The sequence below is a fragment of the Leminorella grimontii ATCC 33999 = DSM 5078 genome (genome assembly GCF_000439085.1).
Classification (GTDB): domain Bacteria; phylum Pseudomonadota; class Gammaproteobacteria; order Enterobacterales; family Enterobacteriaceae; genus Leminorella; species Leminorella grimontii.
Genome location: NZ_AUUA01000003.1, coordinates 90,352 through 105,639, shown reverse-complemented (window position 1 = coordinate 105,639; position 15,288 = coordinate 90,352). Strand labels below are relative to the sequence as shown.

Here is a 15,288-nt window from a genome sequence, read left to right as displayed (position 1 = left end):
TCTCGCCAACAGCCCTTATAATCGCCCCTAACCTATTGTTATTGCGTGGCCTCTATCCAATGTACGTCGACCTTTCTTTTCATCTGAATCAGATGCAAGCCTGCGGTATGCGACGCCTGCTCGTTTTGAGCGGCGATGCGGCGTGGCTGCGCCTGCGCGTCGACGAACTGATCGAACGGCACGGCGGCGACTGGCTGTGGGTGTCTGAAGCAGAGCCCAAAGGGAAGGGGGTAAAGTACCAGAAGCCGTCAAGCGTCAATCGACTTCTGGGGACAGAGCTTCGCCATGCGATCATTGATGCGACGCGGGGCTTCCACGCCGAAGCGTTCGCCGCGGTTTCCGGCCTGCTGGCGGCAGGCAGCCTGCTGGTGGTACTGACTCCAGAATGGGAGCCGTGGGCTTCGCTTCCCGATGAGGACAGCCTTCGCTGGAGCGACGGCCCCGGACCCATCGCGACGCCCAACTTTGTTGAGCGCTTTCGCCGATGCGTCAATGAGGATGCTGACGTTATGCTGTGGCGACAGCCGGATCCGTTTAATCCGGCGTTGCTGACGGGAGATGCGCCTTGGCAGGCTCCCAACGGGCAGCCGACGCCCGCCCAGCAAAATTTGCTCTCCCAGCTGCTTTGCGCTGAAAAGGGAAACTACGTTCTGCTTGCCGACCGGGGACGCGGGAAGTCCGCCGTCGCGGGCATGCTGGCCGAACGCTGGCAAGGGAAGGGGGAATGCTGGTTGACCGCGCCTGCGAAGGCCTCGGTGGAAACGCTGCTTGCCTGGGGCAAAGCGCGCGTACGGTTTTTCTCTCCGGACGCGCTGTTGGCGCTCTGTGGGCAAACGCCGCCCGACGACGTTGACTGGCTTATCGTCGATGAGGCCGCGGCTATTCCTGCACCATTGCTTTATCGGCTGGCGTCGCTGTTCCCCCGCGTGCTGTTCACCACGACGGTACAGGGCTACGAGGGCAGCGGACGCGGGTTTTTATTGAAGTTTTGCGCCGGCTTAAGCGACCTGCATTTGCTGCATCTGGAGCACCCTATTCGCTGGGCGCAGGGCGATCCTCTAGAGCGTTTCACGCGGCGGCTTTTGCTGATGGACGTGGAAAATACGCTTAGCGATTCGTCCGGCGGAAGCTATCGGGTAGAAGACGTGAGCCGAAGCCAGCTGGTTGAAAATGAAGGGCTGCTTGAGCAGTATTATGGCCTGCTGACCAGTGCGCACTATCGCACCAGCCCGTTGGATCTCCGCCGCCTGCTTGACGCGCCGGATATGGCTTTCTCTGTTGCGAAAGACGAGCGCGGCGCGGTTATTGCTGCGCTGTGGTTAGTTGACGAAGGCGGGCTTTCGCCTGAACTCGCCAGAGACGTCTGGGCAGGCCGGCGACGGCCTAGGGGAAACCTGGTGGCGCAGTCTTTAGCGGCGCATGGCTCTGAATACCAGGCTGCGAGGCTTCGTTCCGCACGCGTTTCCCGCATTGCGGTGCTGCCGTCAAGAAGGCGCAGGGGCGTGGCGAAGGCGCTAATTGAAGCGCAGATTAAATGCGCCCGTGCCCGCGGCCTGGACTATCTTTCCGTCAGCTTCGGCTACATCGAACCGCTGTGGGCCTTTTGGCAGGCCTGCGGCTTTGAGCTTGTCCATATGGGCAGCCACCCGGAAGCGAGCAGCGGCTGCTGTGCCGCCATGGCGATCGTTCCCTTCACTCAGGAAGCCAACGCGCTGGCCCGGCGGGCCAAGCGCCAGTTTTTGCTCAATCAGTTAACCCAGTGTTCCGGGCTGCGGCATATCGGCGCCGTTGCGCCATCGCCGTTGGACGAAGAGGACTGGAGAGAGCTTGCGGGATTTGCCTTTGCCCATCGCTCCGTGCTGGGTGCGCAGGTGGCGCTGTATCGGCTGCTGCGCCACCGCGAAGCGGCCTGTCCGAGCCTGCGTCAACTGCTGGACGACAGGCTGGACGAACGGCAGATTATCGAGCGTTTTGCGCTTAGCGGGCGTAAATCGCTGATTCAGGGTTGGCGAGATGAGGTCGCTAGCGCGCTGGCCGCGATAGACGGCGAGCGCTGCAATTACTGGCAGTCATGGGCAACGGGCCTTACGACATTGGAACACTAGTCCTGGTTTCATCGCAATATGCGGGACGTGCCGCAATCTTTTACATTCCTTCCAACCTTTCCGAGTAAACCTTTAGGGTATCGTGCATGATGTCCTCGCTGTGGCGATGGTCTGCGGTTTTTCGTGTAAATGCGGCGCTTCTTCTCTTTTTGTATAGTAAACTGACTATCAGTTTATAAATAAATGAGGATGGACCAATGCAATCTGCGACCATAGGGCAAAAGGTCATAGACCAGAAGGTGATAGACCAGAAGGCGTTGACGAACCTGCTTGCGTCCGGCGCCGTGACGGCGGTCAGGATCGTTGGCGTTTCGGGCCGTTGGAACGTGGCCATTAAAGTCGGCGACGGCAGCGAGCTGTTTTTGGTTTCTCAGCGCAGTAAACAGGGGGAGGCGAGAGTCTTCCGCAATCTGGATACTGTCGTGGCGTTTCTTTTTGATATGGGGATTAGCACCATGAATATTAGCGTGATGGATAGCAGTATTAGTAAGTCGACGCGGCCCGACAGGTCGGCGGCAATGAAAAGGGTTCATGAGGCCGCGGCCTACGACCGGTGGTTTAGAGAACAGGTCGCCGCTGCGCAAAATAGCGCCCGCCCGGCGCTGACGCTGGAGCAGTCAAACGCCAGCCTGGCGGCGCGTAAGGCCGCCAAAATTAACAGCATGAAATGACAAGGATCGTTAAATTCAGAGCGGAAGCTGACGACGATCGCTTCGCCATTTGGGATTATTTAAGCGACCGTGCAGGGATTAAAAAGGCTGATGAAATGGATGCGCTTTTTGTCGCCGTCGCGCTAAGGGCGGCTGAAGCGCCTGATATGCATCGGCCTGGGCGGGTAGAAGGAACGCGTGAAGCCGTGGTAACGACGAGCTATCTGTTGATTTATGAGGCCAGTGACGTCGAGTTGCATGTCTTACGCGTGCTTCATACCGCGCGGCAATGGCCACGATAAGGCCGTTCGCTACTTCTGGTCCTTTTTATCTTTATTCCACTCGTCGTCTTCCTCTTTATCCCACTGCGCGTTGTTGTCGCGATGAGGCGGAAGGTTGGATTTCTTTTTCAAAGAGCCGTCATAGTTGATTCTGGAAAGCGCTTTGATGCTGTTGATAAGCATCCCGACCAGAACCAGTAAAATGACCCACCAGTAGTCCGCTAGCCAATGCATGACGGCGCTCCCTTACAAACGGTTATGTAGCGTTGAAACACCTCGTCAAGATGGGTCGATAGCCAATCGTAGCCCGCGATCTCCTGACCTTCCCAAGCCGATAGTAAAAGCTTAGGCGTTAACTGTGTCGATAGCTTCTCTGACAGCGGAAAATAGCTCAGGTGCCAGGGCTCAACGGCTACGCCGCCTGCGTCGTTAACGAAGGGGCGGTAAAAGCCGTACCGCGCCATATTGACGTCGAGCCAGCGGGTCAGGGCGTAGAAGTAGCCGCCGCGTTCGTATTCCCAAGGCTCCAGATGCAGCTTTTTCCCTTCGGACAACAGGTCGGGATCGTAAACGTCGAGATCGGTTCCCCAGTGGTGACGGCTTGCGCCCGGCAGCGCCGACCAGCGCAGTATCGCACGGCAGCGCTGCTCTACGCTGAGCGTTGAGATGTCCATGGGGCGACTGTCTGCGTCCAGCACCGGACGTAGGCCGTTAAACTTGTCGTTCCAGATTTTTTGCTGGCGGGCGAAGTCGCGAAAGGTGCTGGCCGGCTGCAGGTCAAAACCAGCCTCTTTCGCCGCCGCCTGCATGGATAAAAATGCGGAGGCGGCCTCCGGCTGGAGGCGGTGGTTGCCTGAGAGCGCCGTTAGGTGTCCGTCGCTTTGACCAGTGAGTTCTGTGGGCGCGATCATGCCAGCAGCTGCTCCATAATTTTTTGGTACATGCGGCTAAGCAGCTGAAGGTCGGCGGCGTTCACGCATTCGTTCACCTTATGGATAGTGGCGTTGACCGGGCCGAGTTCAACTACCTGAGTTCCCAGCTGGGCGATAAAACGCCCGTCCGACGTGCCGCCGTTAGTTAAAAGCTCAGGGCGAATGCCTGCGTAATGCTCTACCGCGGTAGAGACGGCGTCGACCAGCCTGCCTTTCGGCGTTAGGAACGGCTTGCCGGAGAGGTTCCAGTCGATGCGATAGCGCAGCTGATGACGGTCAAGCATGGCCTGAACTTTAGCCATAATTTGCTCATGGGTCAGCTCGGTGCTGTAGCGGAAGTTGAATTGAACGAACAGCTCGCCGGGGATCACGTTATTGCTGCCGGTGCCCGCTTTGATATTGGCTATCTGCATGCTGGTCGCAGGGAAGAACTCATTGCCGCGATCCCATTGTACGTTAACCAGCTCCTGAATAAACGCTGAAGCGCGGTGAACCGGGTTGTCGGCCAAATGAGGGTATGCGACGTGCCCCTGAGTGCCGAATACGGTCAGGTTGGCAGTAATCGATCCGCGCCGCCCGTTTTTAACCACGTCGCCAACGCGCTCAGTGCTGGACGGCTCGCCGACCAGACAGTATTCGATGCGCTCTTTACGCGCCGCCAGGGCTTCAACCACCTTCACCGTGCCGTTAACCGCGCTGGCCTCTTCGTCGGAGGTGATGAGAAACGCGAGCCTGCCGGAATGGTTGGGATTTGCTGAAACGAAGCGTTCGGCGGCAACCACCATTGCGGCCAGCGATCCTTTCATGTCGGCCGCGCCCCGTCCGTACAGAAAACCGTTTTCAATCGTCGGCGAGAAGGGGGGCTGTCGCCACTGGCTTTCGTCGCCGGCCGGAACGACGTCGGTATGGCCGGCGAACGCCAGCGTTGGCCCTTCGCTGTTGCCTTTACGCCAGGCCCAAAAGTTTTGCGTATCGCCGAAGTTCATCTCTTCAACGTGAAAGCCGATAGCTTCCAGACGCTTAATCATGATTTGCTGGCAGCCTTCGTCGTTAGGGCTAAGGGACGGGCGAGATATTAGCTGCTCTGCTAGGGTAATGACCGGACATGCCATAGCGCTACTCTCCCGAAGTAAACTGTTGATAGCCCGCGTCGGAAAAACCGAGCAGCATGGCGCCGCCCTTAACCAGCAGGGGGCGTTTGATGATGGCGGGCTGCTCAAGCATGAGCGCCTTGGCTCCGGACTCGTTTGAGGCCGCGGCCTTCTGTTCATCGCTAAGCTTGCGCCAAGTGGTTCCCCGCGTATTGAGCATGGCTTCCCAGCCTAACGCGTCAATAAAGCGCTGTAGCAGCGCGTCATCCAGCCCGTCGGCGCGGTAGTCGTGGAAGCTATATTCTACGCCGCGCTCTTCAAGCCAGCGGCGCGCTTTCTTAATCGTGTCACAGTTCTTGATGCCGTACATGCAGTAGGTCGTCAAACGGAGTTCTCCCTTTAATAAAGTCCGTTTCTTTTTCTTTAAGTTGATTAAACGGAAAGGCGATAGGCGGAATTAATAAATTTATCATTTATTGACGACAATGTATGAGAAATTACCGCGCTTTGAGATTGTTTTATTGTCGTTTGCGCGCTTTGGCAATAGAGAGGGGCGGCGGGAGAAATAAGAGCGCCCGCCTGAGGCGGCGGGCCTGATGCGAGAAGCGCTACTTACTGGCTTTTTCTTTCCAAATACATCACGGTCGCCGCAACGCGGGAGCGGACGTTAAGCTTGCGCAGCATGTTGCGGATGTGCACCTTTACCGTTTCTTCAGAAATGTGCAGATGGGTGGCGATTTGCTTGTTGGACATCCCGCGGGCGACCTCCTGCAGCACGTCAAGCTCCCTTTCCGTCAGCGATTCGAACGGATCGGTCTGGTCATTGCGCGAAGCGAGATAGTCCAGAATTACGTCGCTGTAGACGTTCTCTCCTAAAGAGGCCTGCTTGATTTTTTCTAAAAGCAGTTCGGGCTCGCTGTCTTTGAGCAGATAGCCGTCGGCGCCTGCGTCGATCAGGGCGTAGATGTCGTTGCGGTTGTCTGAAACCGTCAGCACGATGATGCGTGAATCGATACCCTCGTTGCGCAGCGCTTTCAGCGTGTCCAGCCCGGACAGCCCCTTCATATTGAGATCGAGAAGGATGAGGTCTGGCTGGAACTGGCTTGCATAGGTAATCGCTTCGTTTCCGTTGCTGGCTTCGGCGACGATGTTCAGAGAGGGTTCAAGTTCCAGCAGTTGGCGGACGCCGCGACGCATAAGCGGATGATCGTCCACAATTAAAATACTGTACTGTTCTTGCACGGTCGTTACTCCCTATCGTTTATGCTTAACGTATCAAGCTAATTATTGTTGTGGAAAACGCAGACACACGCAGGTTCCCCCTTCTTCTCGCCGACGAATATCTAGCGTTCCGCCCAGGCGCGAGGCCCGTTCGTTCATAATATTCAGCCCGTAGTGGCCTTCCGGTTCGCTAAGGCTTTTTATTCCTTTGCCGTCATCGACGATAGTAATCATATTTTGGCCGTCCGGCGTTGGCTCACAGTTTACTCGAATTTCGCTGGCGTTGGCGTGTTTTATAGCATTAAGCACCGCTTCCCTGACAATTTGCAGCGCGTGAACCTGCTGCTGGGCGTTCAGCGCCTGAGACGACAGTGCGCAGTAAATGTGAATGGGAACAGCGGTTTGCGACTGCAGCGGCGTGATTAGCTGATTAAGCGCTTCGTGCAGATCGGCTTCTTGAATCGTCAATCTGAAGGTTGCCAGCAGTTCGCGCAGTTGGCGATAGGCGCTGGCCAACGCCTGATCGAAGTCCTTGATAACCGCCATCGCCTTTTCGTTATCGGTAGGAACTTCCCGTTTAAGCAAGGTTAGCTGGATGCGTAGGAAAGAGAGCGACTGGGCCAGAGAGTCGTGCAGTTCGCGCGCGATGGTGGCGCGCTCTTCCATCAGGATAACCTGCAAATAGCGTTTTTGTGCGCGGTTAAAATAGATGCCTCGACTGATAACGTTGGCGACGTTTTCGATAAGCTGAGGGTGAACGGCCGTTTCCGAGCACTGCCAGCTGAGCTTGCCCAGCGTTTGTTCGTGTTGATGCAGCGTAAGCTGCTGCCAGCGAACGTCCGGATTCTCGGCGCCTTCAATCAGCACCCAGCGCCCCTCGCCGCTGTCTTGCACTTCCAGACGGATCGTCACCAGATTTTCGCTGTTGCGTACGATCTTCAGCACCTGCTCAAAGCACTGGCGATCGACTTGGCTCACGCTGAGCGCCTGCAGGCAGTCGTATAGCACGCCGAGAGAGCGGTTGGCCTGAGTGAGCTTTATCGTTTTCTCTTCAACCTTTTGCGCCAGAGACTGATAGAGCTTTGCCAGATCGGAGGACATTGACGTAAACGCCTCGGCCAGAACGCCCAGCTCATCGGGTTGGCCTACGTCGAGCGGCAGGTGATCGAAACGGCCGCTTTGAATATGGTGGCTGGCCACCACCATGCGGTTAAGCGGAGCCACGATCTTACGACGGCTGAAGTGGATGACGAAGAATACCAGCCCTATGGTTGCCAAAAAGCTAACAATGCTGATTGCGCCGGTGACCTGAAGCTTGAGCTCAGAGAAGCGCTGAATGGCAAATACAAACTCGTTGATTTCGCTGACGTACTCGGCAAGCTGGCTGATGTAAACGTCGCCGCTGCCGCGATAAAGATCGCTTTCCAGCCCTTTCCATCGGTTAAGAAGGTTTTGATACTTGTTTTGGATATGCTCTGGAAAATAGAACTGGTTCACTTCCTTTAGCGCCGGCGCGTTGATGGATACGTCGTACTGGCGGATGTGTGAATGCAGGTAGGGCGACTGGGTGGTTAAGTCATAGGCCAGACGATAGCTCTGCATCCGCAGCGAGCCGGAAATGTTAATCGCCTCAGCGTCGGTGCGGCTGGCGACCAGCGTCACCAGAGCTAGCCCCGTGGATAAAATGGAAAGCACCACAATGGCGATGAGCATGCGGGCGATGGTGCTGGTGACGGAGCGTTTTACTGAGACGGCCATAGTTCCTCTGGCTGCGGTATAACTTAATCGTCTTTCGACGATTAGCAATGTTTATCTATGTACTTTAGGCCACGGGAGAACCAACGTCTTCTCCTTACTTTTATTTAATTAACAAACAATTAACAAAAGCTGTTGGCAGCGACGTTTATTTTGCCGCGTTTGATAAAAAAATGCTGAAGCGAAATCGCGACTGTGTCAAAAAACTGATTAAAAGATCCGCGAACGCTTGATCTAGCTCAATCGAAACGGCTATTTACCCCTTAAGAGTGATTATCACATACCTCCCTAAAGTTTACTTTAACCTCGCCTATTTCTATTGGGCAAAAGCGCTAATAAAAGATAAGAAATTTCTCCTGATGGTTTGAGGTGAGCATGTCGACGTTATCCAGACGAAACCTGCTGCGGGGCCAGTGGCGCAATAGCTCCACCGCAATCAGGCCGCCCTGGTCGGTGGAAAATTCTCTGTTTGTCGACGGCTGTACCCGCTGCCAGGCCTGCGTAAGCGCCTGCGAAACGGGCGTCATTACTATCGCCGGTCGATTCGATTATCCCGAACTCGACTTTCAGCGAGCGGAGTGTACGTTTTGCCGACGCTGCGCGGAAGCCTGTCCCGAACCGATCTTTAAAAGGGCCGAAAGTCGACCGTGGCGGCGCGTTGCCGTCATTGACGAATCATGCCTGACGATGAAGGGCATTACCTGTCGAAGCTGTCAGGACGTTTGTGAGCCTTACGCTATTCAGTTTCGCCTTCGCCTGGGCGGCATCGCCCAGCCGCAGCTGGATATAGACGCCTGCACTGGATGCGGAGGGTGTGTGAAAAGCTGCCCGGTAGGGGCAATAACAACCCGTGAGAGTGATAAAGAAAATGACGGAACCGCATAGTGAGCACGGCAGTTGGCACGTTTGCAGTTTAATTTTTCAAGTTAGACCTGAAGCAATTGAAACAGTAAGTAAGACGTTGTGTGCACTACCGGGGACAGAGATCCCCGGGGTCAATAACGAAGAAGGGAAACTGATCGTAGTTATGCAGGCAGAAGACGCCGACGCGTTATATGCCCAAATTGAGTCAGCGCGAGATATAGCGGGCGTGCTGGCTGTGTCGCTGGTTTACCACCAGCAAGATGAGCAAGGTGAGGATACGCCATGAAACTCAGTCGTCGAGACTTCATGAAAGCTAATGCAGCCGCCGCCGCCGCGGTAGCCGCAGGAATGACGATTCCAACCGTCGCGGCTGCGGCCGGGGAAGATTCGTCAATTAAATGGGATAAAGCGCCGTGCCGTTTCTGCGGTACCGGATGCAGCGTTCTGGTCGGTACGCAAAACGGCCGGGTGGTCGCCTCTCAGGGCGACCCTGATGCGCCGGTTAACCGTGGCCTTAACTGTATCAAAGGCTACTTCCTGCCCAAGATCATGTACGGAAAGGACCGTTTGACTCAGCCGCTGCTGCGTATGAAAAACGGCGAGTACGACAAAAACGGCGAGTTTACCCCGGTCAGCTGGGATAAAGCTTTCACCGTAATGAGCGAAAAGTATAAGAAAGCCTTTAAAGACCAGGGGCCTAACGGCGGCGGCATGTTTGCTTCCGGGCAGTTCACCATCTGGGAAGGCTACGCGGCCGCCAAGCTGTTTAAAGCGGGCTTCCGTTCCAACAACATCGACCCGAACGCGCGCCACTGTATGGCCAGCGCCGTGGTTGGCTTCATGCGCACCTTCGGCATGGACGAGCCGATGGGCTGTTACGACGACATCGAGCACGCGGACGCTTTCGTTCTGTGGGGCTCCAACATGGCGGAGATGCACCCGATCCTGTGGTCTCGCATCACCGATCGCCGCCTGTCGAATCCGAACGTGAAAGTCGCCGTGATGTCCACGTTCGAAAACCGCAGCTTCGAGCTTGCCGATAACCCGATTATCTTCAAGCCTCAGACCGACCTGGTTATCCTTAACTATATTGCTAACTACATTATCGAAAACGGCGCGGTTAATCAGGACTTCCTGGATAAGCACGTCAACATTCGCCGCGGCGCGACGGACATCGGCTACGGCCTGCGTCCGACCCATCCGCTGGAAAAAGCGGCCAAGAATCCGAACAGCGACGCTTCCACGCCGATGACGTTCGACGAATACAAGGCGTTCGTCGCCGAGTATACGTTGGACAAAACGGCCGAAATGACCGGCGTACCGAAGGACTCTCTGCTGGCGCTGGCCAAGCTGTATGCCGATCCGAACGTGAAAGTGGTCTCCTACTGGACCATGGGCTTTAACCAGCACACGCGCGGCGTTTGGGCTAATAACCTGTGCTACAACATCCACCTGCTGACCGGCAAGATTTCCATTCCTGGCTGCGGCCCGTTCTCCCTGACCGGCCAGCCGTCCGCCTGTGGTACCGCTCGCGAAGTGGGCACCTTTGCTCACCGCCTGCCGGCCGACATGGTTGTGACCAACGAAGCGCACCGTAAGATTGCCGAAGAGAAGTGGAAGCTGCCGGAAGGCACCATCCTGGGTACGCTTGGCCTGCACGCTGTGGCGCAAGACCGCGCGCTGAAAGACGGCAAGCTGAACGCCTACTGGACCCTGTGTACCAACAACATGCAGGCCGGTCCGAACATCAACGAAGACCGCATGCCGGGCTGGCGCGATCCGCGCAACTTCGTGGTGGTTTCCGATCCGTATCCGACCATCAGCGCCCTGTCTGCCGACCTGATTCTGCCGACCGCCATGTGGGTGGAAAAAGAGGGCGCCTACGGCAACGCCGAGCGTCGCAGCCAGTTCTGGCGTCAGCAGATTAAGGCTCCGGGCGAAGCGAAGTCTGACCTGTGGCAAATCGTTGAATTCTCTAAGTACTTCAAGACCGACGAAGTGTGGCCGGCGGAGCTGCTGGAGAAGAACCCTGAATATCGCGGCAAGACGCTGTATGAAATCCTGTTCGCCAACGGTCAGGTTAACAAGTTTAGCCTTGACGAACTGGCGAAAGATCAGCTGAACGATGAATCTCACGACTTTGGCTACTATCTGCAAAAGGGCCTGTTCGAAGAGTACGCCGGCTTTGGCCGCGGCCACGCGCACGACCTTGCTGCGTTTGACGACTACCACAAGGCGCGCGGTTTACGCTGGCCGGTCGTTGACGGCAAAGAAACGCTGTGGCGCTATCGCGAAGGTTACGACCCGTACGTCAAGAAGGGCGAAGGCGTTCGCTTCTACGGCAAGCCGGACGGTAAGGCGGTTATCTTTGCGCTGCCTTATGAGCCGCCTGCCGAGAGCCCGGACGAAGAGTTCGACCTGTGGCTGTCCACCGGTCGCGTACTGGAACACTGGCATACCGGCTCTATGACGCGCCGCGTTCCTGAACTCCACCGTTCATTCCCTGAATCCGTGCTGTTTATCCACCCGAAAGACGCCCAGAAGCGCGGCATGCGCCGCGGCGACAAGGTGAAGGTGCAGTCTCGCCGCGGTGAGGTTGTTACCATCGTCGAGACGCGCGGCCGTAACCGCGTGCCTGAGGGATTGGTTTACATGGCGTTCTTTGACGCGGCGCAGTTGGTTAACGTGCTGACGCTGGACGCGACGGATCCTCTGTCAAAAGAGACTGACTACAAGAAGTGTGCAGTCAGGGTTGTTAAAGCTTAAGACGGAAGAGAGCGCATCGTAATGGCTAATGAACGGGATAAGGGACCGGCGCGGCGTCGCTTTTTACGCGACGTCGTACGCAGCACGGGCGGCCTTGCCGGGCTGGCTCTGTTGTTGAGTATCCCTCAAAGGCAGTCTCTGGCGAAGGAAGGGGTAGCGCTTAGGCCCCCCGGCGCGCTGTCGGAAGAGGCGTTTAACCGCGCCTGTATCCGCTGCGGCCAGTGCGTCCAGGACTGTCCTTATGACACGCTGAAGCTGGCGACGCTCCTGTCGCCGGTCTCCAGCGGGACGCCCTATTTTGTCGCGCGGCAGGTTCCCTGCGAAATGTGCGACGACATTCCGTGCGTTAAGGCCTGCCCGAGCGGCGCTCTCGATCCTCAGTTAACAGACATTGATAAGTCCCGTATGGGGCTGGCGGTCCTGCTCGATCACGAAAACTGCCTCAACTGGCAGGGGCTTCGCTGCGACGTTTGTCACCGGGTTTGCCCGTTGATCGGCAAAGCTATCACGCTGGAGCACGAGCACAACGCGCGTACCGAGAAGCACGCCAAGTTCATTCCGACGGTCCACAGCGAATACTGCACTGGGTGCGGTAAATGCGAAGAGGCCTGCGTACTGGACGAAGCGGCTATCAAGGTGCTGCCGCTGGGGCTTGCGCTGGGCAAACTGGGTCATCACTACCGGCTTGGATGGGTGGAGAAAGAGAAGGCGGGTCAGTCCCTGATCCCCGAAGCGCTGACTCTGCCGACCCGTAAACCGGAAGGAGGGCAATAATGGCAAACGCACCCATGCTTGCGGGCCGAGAGGCGCGCGTTAAGTTTGGCTGGTGGTATAGCCATCGCTTCCTGCTTCTGCGTCGGCTAAGCCAGCTTGTGATTCTGGCCCTGTTTTTGACCGGCCCGTGGTTTGGCGCGTGGATCCTGCGCGGCAACTACAGCGGAAGCATGCTGCTTGGCGCCGTGCCGTTCAGCGATCCGCTGATGGTGCTGCAAACGCTGGCGAGCGGCTATCTGCCCGATATGCCAACGCCGGGTGAAAGCTGGGCGCAGTGGTACGCCGTTATTGGCGGCGTCATTATTGCCTTGGCGTACGCGCTGTTCGCCAGTCGGCTGTTTTGCGGCTGGGTGTGCCCGCTGGCGCTGGTGACCGATTTGGCCGCCTGGCTTAGACGCAAGGCCGGCATTCGCAACAGCGCGACCATTCCTTCATCGCTGCGCTACGGCATTCTTCTGGCCATTCTGGTCGGTAGCGCCATTAGCGGCACGTTGATATGGGAGTGGGTCAACCCGGTTTCCGCCTTCGGGCGAGGGTTGATTAACGGGCTGGGGCAGGCGCCTACGGCTGGCCTGGTGAGCGGCCTGGCGTTTGGTTTTGGCGCAAGTATCTGGCTTATCGTGGTGGTTTTCCTGTTCGACCTGCTGGTGGTTGAGCACGGCTGGTGTGGTCACCTGTGTCCGGTTGGCGCGCTGTATGGCGCTATCGGCTGCAAGGGCGTGCTTCGCGTCAGCGCACAAAACCGTAAAGACTGCACCCGCTGTATGGACTGCATCCACGTCTGCCCTGAGCCTCAGGTGCTGCGCGGTCCGCTGTTCGGTAAACAGGAGGGGCCTTTAGTGTTGAGCAAAGAGTGCATTTCCTGTGGTCGCTGCATTGATGTCTGTTCAGAAAAAGTATTTCAAATAAAAACACGATTCCATCGTTCGGGAGAAGAGGAATGAAGAGTAACGTCTTGAAAAAGCGAGTTACCTTATGGACTATGCTAGGCGTATTGGTTTTCGGCGGCGTGGCGTTTGCCGCCAATAATGGCGTGGATTTAACTCAGTCACCGGAAGTGTCGGGTACGGCGGAAGGACAGATTACGACGCCGAAAGAGCAGCCTCGCATCGCTCTTGACTATGTAAACCAGCCGCCAATGATTCCGCACAGCGTAGACGGCTATCAGGTAACGACGAAAGTAAACACCTGTCTGAAGTGTCACGGCGTTCAGGGCTATCGCACCACGGGCGCGCCGCGCATCAGTCCGACGCACTTTATGGACAGCAACGGGCATATCAACAGCGACGTGGCGCCGCGTCGCTATTTCTGCCAGTCCTGTCACGTACCTCAGGCCGACGCAGCGCCGATTATCGGCAACACGTTCCAGCCTGCGCCTGGATACGGTAAATAAGCGGGGATTGCTATGAGTAAAGAGAAAAAGCCGGGCATCGTTCGCCGAGCGTGGCGCTGGTTTCGTACCCCCAGCCGCTTGGCGATCGGTACGCTGCTAGGGCTAGGCTTCATCGCCGGCGTCGTTTTTGTCAGCGGTTTCAACACCAGTATGGAAGTGATGAACAGCGAAGAGTTTTGTATCAGCTGTCACGAAATGCGCGATAACGTATACCAGGAGTATATGGATACCGTGCACTACACCAACCGTACCGGGGTTCGCGCCGTGTGTTCCGACTGCCACGTTCCGCACGAGTTTGTGCCGAAGATGGTGCGTAAGATCAAGGCCTCAAAAGAGCTGTACGGCAAGGTGATGGGCATTATCGACACGCCGCAGAAGTTCGATGAGCATCGGCTGCAGATGGCGAAAAACGAGTGGGAGCGCATGAAGGGCAACAACTCCCAGGAGTGCCGCAACTGCCACAACTTCGACTATATGGACTTTACCGGGCAGAAGACCGTTGCCGCCAAGATGCACAGCATGGCCATCAAGGAGAATAAAACCTGTATCGACTGCCATAAGGGGATAGCCCACAAGCTGCCTGATATGACGGGGATTGAGACTGGGTTTTAATAAGCAAGTAGAAGCTGACAAACTGTTCTAATCAGCTTCAGAGGATATTCCGGCCGAAAGTCCGGCCTGCTTATATTACCATCGTGCGCGGCCGGAAAAGCGCTTGTATTAGGCTTGGGTGCGCGGCGGGCATAGCCTTCCTAGGGGCGCTTCGTTGGCTTACGCCAAGTCGACCCCAACGGAAGACTCTCCCGCCGTTTGGCTCCTCAAATCGTTCAGAACTTATCTCTGGCATTTGGCATTTATCATTAATCTGAAACCGCAGACTTGTTCTGCGGTTTTTTATGGCGTGTGTTTTACCGGTCAAAAAGAAGCTTATCTCTCCTACCAACATAGCGGCTGGGCCAGATATTTTCCGGCGAGATTTCAAGCGCGTCAGCAATAAGCTTTTCGCCTTTCGGCCACGGGCGCAGTAGCGTATTAGCCAGCATTGTTCCCTTCTTTGTTTAGTCCGACGACGATGTTTGCTAGATAACAGTTCTGTATTTTTTTAGCTCCGTAACCTGGTTAGAATACCAATCATCCTGTTTTGGGATATATCTCGGAGTTATCGTCATGCCCTCAATCTATTCATCTGAATATCAGCTTGTTATAAAGAGCCTTCGTGAGGCGAGGATGCAAAAGGGCATCACTCAGGAAAGGTTGGCTCAGGCGTTGAAACGCCCACAGTCTTTCGTTGCCAAGGTTGAAAGCGGTGAGAGAAGGTTGGATGTTATTGAATTTGCTTATATTGCGCGATTATTAGGGATTGACCCCGCCTTACTTTTACAAAAGATAATGGCGAAGGTCGTTCCGCTTTAATAACAGAATAGCGTTACGCCAAAATCAGGTCTGGATGCTCTTT

At 56.2% G+C, this 15,288-nt stretch carries 17 protein-coding genes and 1 pseudogene; 11 read left to right on the top strand and 7 right to left on the bottom strand.

All coding sequences use genetic code 11. From position 1 onward, the window contains the following. The first annotated feature begins 59 nt into the window (after positions 1–59). The 3 genes from G544_RS0107370 to G544_RS0107360 all read left to right on the top strand — a co-directional run bounded on the left by G544_RS0107370 (position 60) and on the right by G544_RS0107360 (position 3,057). Entirely contained in the window at positions 60–2,105 is a 2,046-nt protein-coding gene (locus G544_RS0107370; RefSeq protein WP_245614560.1) for a tRNA(Met) cytidine acetyltransferase TmcA, read from the top strand. A gap of 197 nt (positions 2,106–2,302) precedes the next feature. Then, positions 2,303–2,776 carry a hypothetical protein gene (locus G544_RS0107365; RefSeq protein ID WP_051155620.1) on the top strand — a complete coding sequence of 158 codons (474 nt, stop codon included), beginning with the start codon at positions 2,303–2,305 and terminating at the stop codon, positions 2,774–2,776. Then, a complete protein-coding gene (locus G544_RS0107360; RefSeq protein WP_027273996.1) occupies positions 2,773–3,057 on the top strand; it encodes a type II toxin-antitoxin system RelE/ParE family toxin in 285 nt (94 codons plus the stop codon). The genes G544_RS0107365 and G544_RS0107360 overlap by 4 nt, the downstream gene beginning before the upstream one ends. Before the next feature lie 9 nt (positions 3,058–3,066). Here G544_RS0107360 and G544_RS0107355 read toward each other — a convergent pair whose 3' ends face one another. The 6 genes from G544_RS0107355 to narQ all read right to left on the bottom strand — a co-directional run bounded on the left by G544_RS0107355 (position 3,067) and on the right by narQ (position 8,038). Continuing rightward, the gene (locus G544_RS0107355; RefSeq protein ID WP_027273995.1) at positions 3,067–3,270 is read right to left on the bottom strand and encodes a YpfN family protein; all 204 of its coding nucleotides are present in this window, start codon (positions 3,268–3,270) and stop codon (positions 3,067–3,069) included. After that, on the bottom strand, positions 3,258–3,947 hold the full coding sequence (locus tag G544_RS0107350) for a M15 family metallopeptidase (protein ID WP_027273994.1): 690 nt from the start codon (positions 3,945–3,947) through the stop codon (positions 3,258–3,260). Before G544_RS0107350 ends, G544_RS0107355 begins: the two co-directional genes overlap by 13 nt. Further along, the gene (gene dapE / locus G544_RS0107345; RefSeq protein ID WP_027273993.1) at positions 3,944–5,080 is read right to left on the bottom strand and encodes a succinyl-diaminopimelate desuccinylase; all 1,137 of its coding nucleotides are present in this window, start codon (positions 5,078–5,080) and stop codon (positions 3,944–3,946) included. The genes G544_RS0107350 and dapE overlap by 4 nt, the downstream gene beginning before the upstream one ends. 4 nt (positions 5,081–5,084) lie before the next feature. Continuing rightward, on the bottom strand, positions 5,085–5,429 hold the full coding sequence (locus G544_RS0107340; RefSeq protein ID WP_036023579.1) for an ArsC family reductase: 345 nt from the start codon (positions 5,427–5,429) through the stop codon (positions 5,085–5,087). Between the two features lie 242 nt (positions 5,430–5,671). Beyond that, positions 5,672–6,301: a two-component system response regulator NarL gene (narL, locus tag G544_RS0107335; RefSeq protein WP_027273991.1), complete on the bottom strand. Its 630-nt coding sequence runs from the start codon at positions 6,299–6,301 to the stop codon at positions 5,672–5,674. A gap of 42 nt (positions 6,302–6,343) precedes the next feature. Beyond that, positions 6,344–8,038: a nitrate/nitrite two-component system sensor histidine kinase NarQ gene (narQ, locus tag G544_RS0107330; protein WP_027273990.1), complete on the bottom strand. Its 1,695-nt coding sequence runs from the start codon at positions 8,036–8,038 to the stop codon at positions 6,344–6,346. 372 nt (positions 8,039–8,410) lie between these two features. Here narQ and napF point away from each other — a divergent pair, with 372 nt between their 5' ends. The 7 genes from napF to napC are packed head-to-tail and all read left to right on the top strand — an operon-like array spanning position 8,411 to position 14,444. Continuing rightward, positions 8,411–8,920 carry a ferredoxin-type protein NapF gene (gene napF, locus G544_RS21645; protein WP_071783321.1) on the top strand — a complete coding sequence of 170 codons (510 nt, stop codon included), beginning with the start codon at positions 8,411–8,413 and terminating at the stop codon, positions 8,918–8,920. Next, entirely contained in the window at positions 8,904–9,185 is a 282-nt protein-coding gene (gene napD / locus G544_RS0107320; RefSeq protein WP_027273988.1) for a chaperone NapD, read from the top strand. The genes napF and napD overlap by 17 nt, the downstream gene beginning before the upstream one ends. Next, positions 9,182–11,665: a nitrate reductase catalytic subunit NapA gene (gene napA, locus G544_RS0107315; protein WP_027273987.1), complete on the top strand. Its 2,484-nt coding sequence runs from the start codon at positions 9,182–9,184 to the stop codon at positions 11,663–11,665. The genes napD and napA overlap by 4 nt, the downstream gene beginning before the upstream one ends. 21 nt (positions 11,666–11,686) lie before the next feature. After that, on the top strand, positions 11,687–12,439 hold the full coding sequence (gene napG, locus G544_RS0107310; RefSeq protein WP_027273986.1) for a ferredoxin-type protein NapG: 753 nt from the start codon (positions 11,687–11,689) through the stop codon (positions 12,437–12,439). Continuing rightward, complete coding sequence (locus G544_RS0107305; RefSeq protein WP_027273985.1) at positions 12,439–13,383, top strand: quinol dehydrogenase ferredoxin subunit NapH; 945 nt, start codon at positions 12,439–12,441, stop codon at positions 13,381–13,383. Before napG ends, G544_RS0107305 begins: the two co-directional genes overlap by 1 nt. After that, positions 13,380–13,832, top strand: coding sequence for a nitrate reductase cytochrome c-type subunit (gene napB / locus G544_RS0107300; RefSeq protein WP_027273984.1), 453 nt, complete (start codon positions 13,380–13,382; stop codon positions 13,830–13,832). Before G544_RS0107305 ends, napB begins: the two co-directional genes overlap by 4 nt. A 12-nt stretch (positions 13,833–13,844) precedes the next feature. After that, positions 13,845–14,444 carry a cytochrome c-type protein NapC gene (gene napC / locus G544_RS0107295; RefSeq protein ID WP_027273983.1) on the top strand — a complete coding sequence of 200 codons (600 nt, stop codon included), beginning with the start codon at positions 13,845–13,847 and terminating at the stop codon, positions 14,442–14,444. A 296-nt stretch (positions 14,445–14,740) separates the two neighbouring features. On the opposite strand, the pseudogene G544_RS22115 reads toward napC, so the two are convergent. Next, positions 14,741–14,872 (bottom strand): annotated as a pseudogene (locus G544_RS22115) (helix-turn-helix domain-containing protein); the annotation flags it as partial. 127 nt (positions 14,873–14,999) lie between these two features. Between G544_RS22115 and G544_RS0107285 the strand changes: the two are divergent. Next, positions 15,000–15,245, top strand: coding sequence for a helix-turn-helix domain-containing protein (locus tag G544_RS0107285; RefSeq protein ID WP_027273982.1), 246 nt, complete (start codon positions 15,000–15,002; stop codon positions 15,243–15,245). Positions 15,246–15,288: the final 43 nt, after the last annotated feature.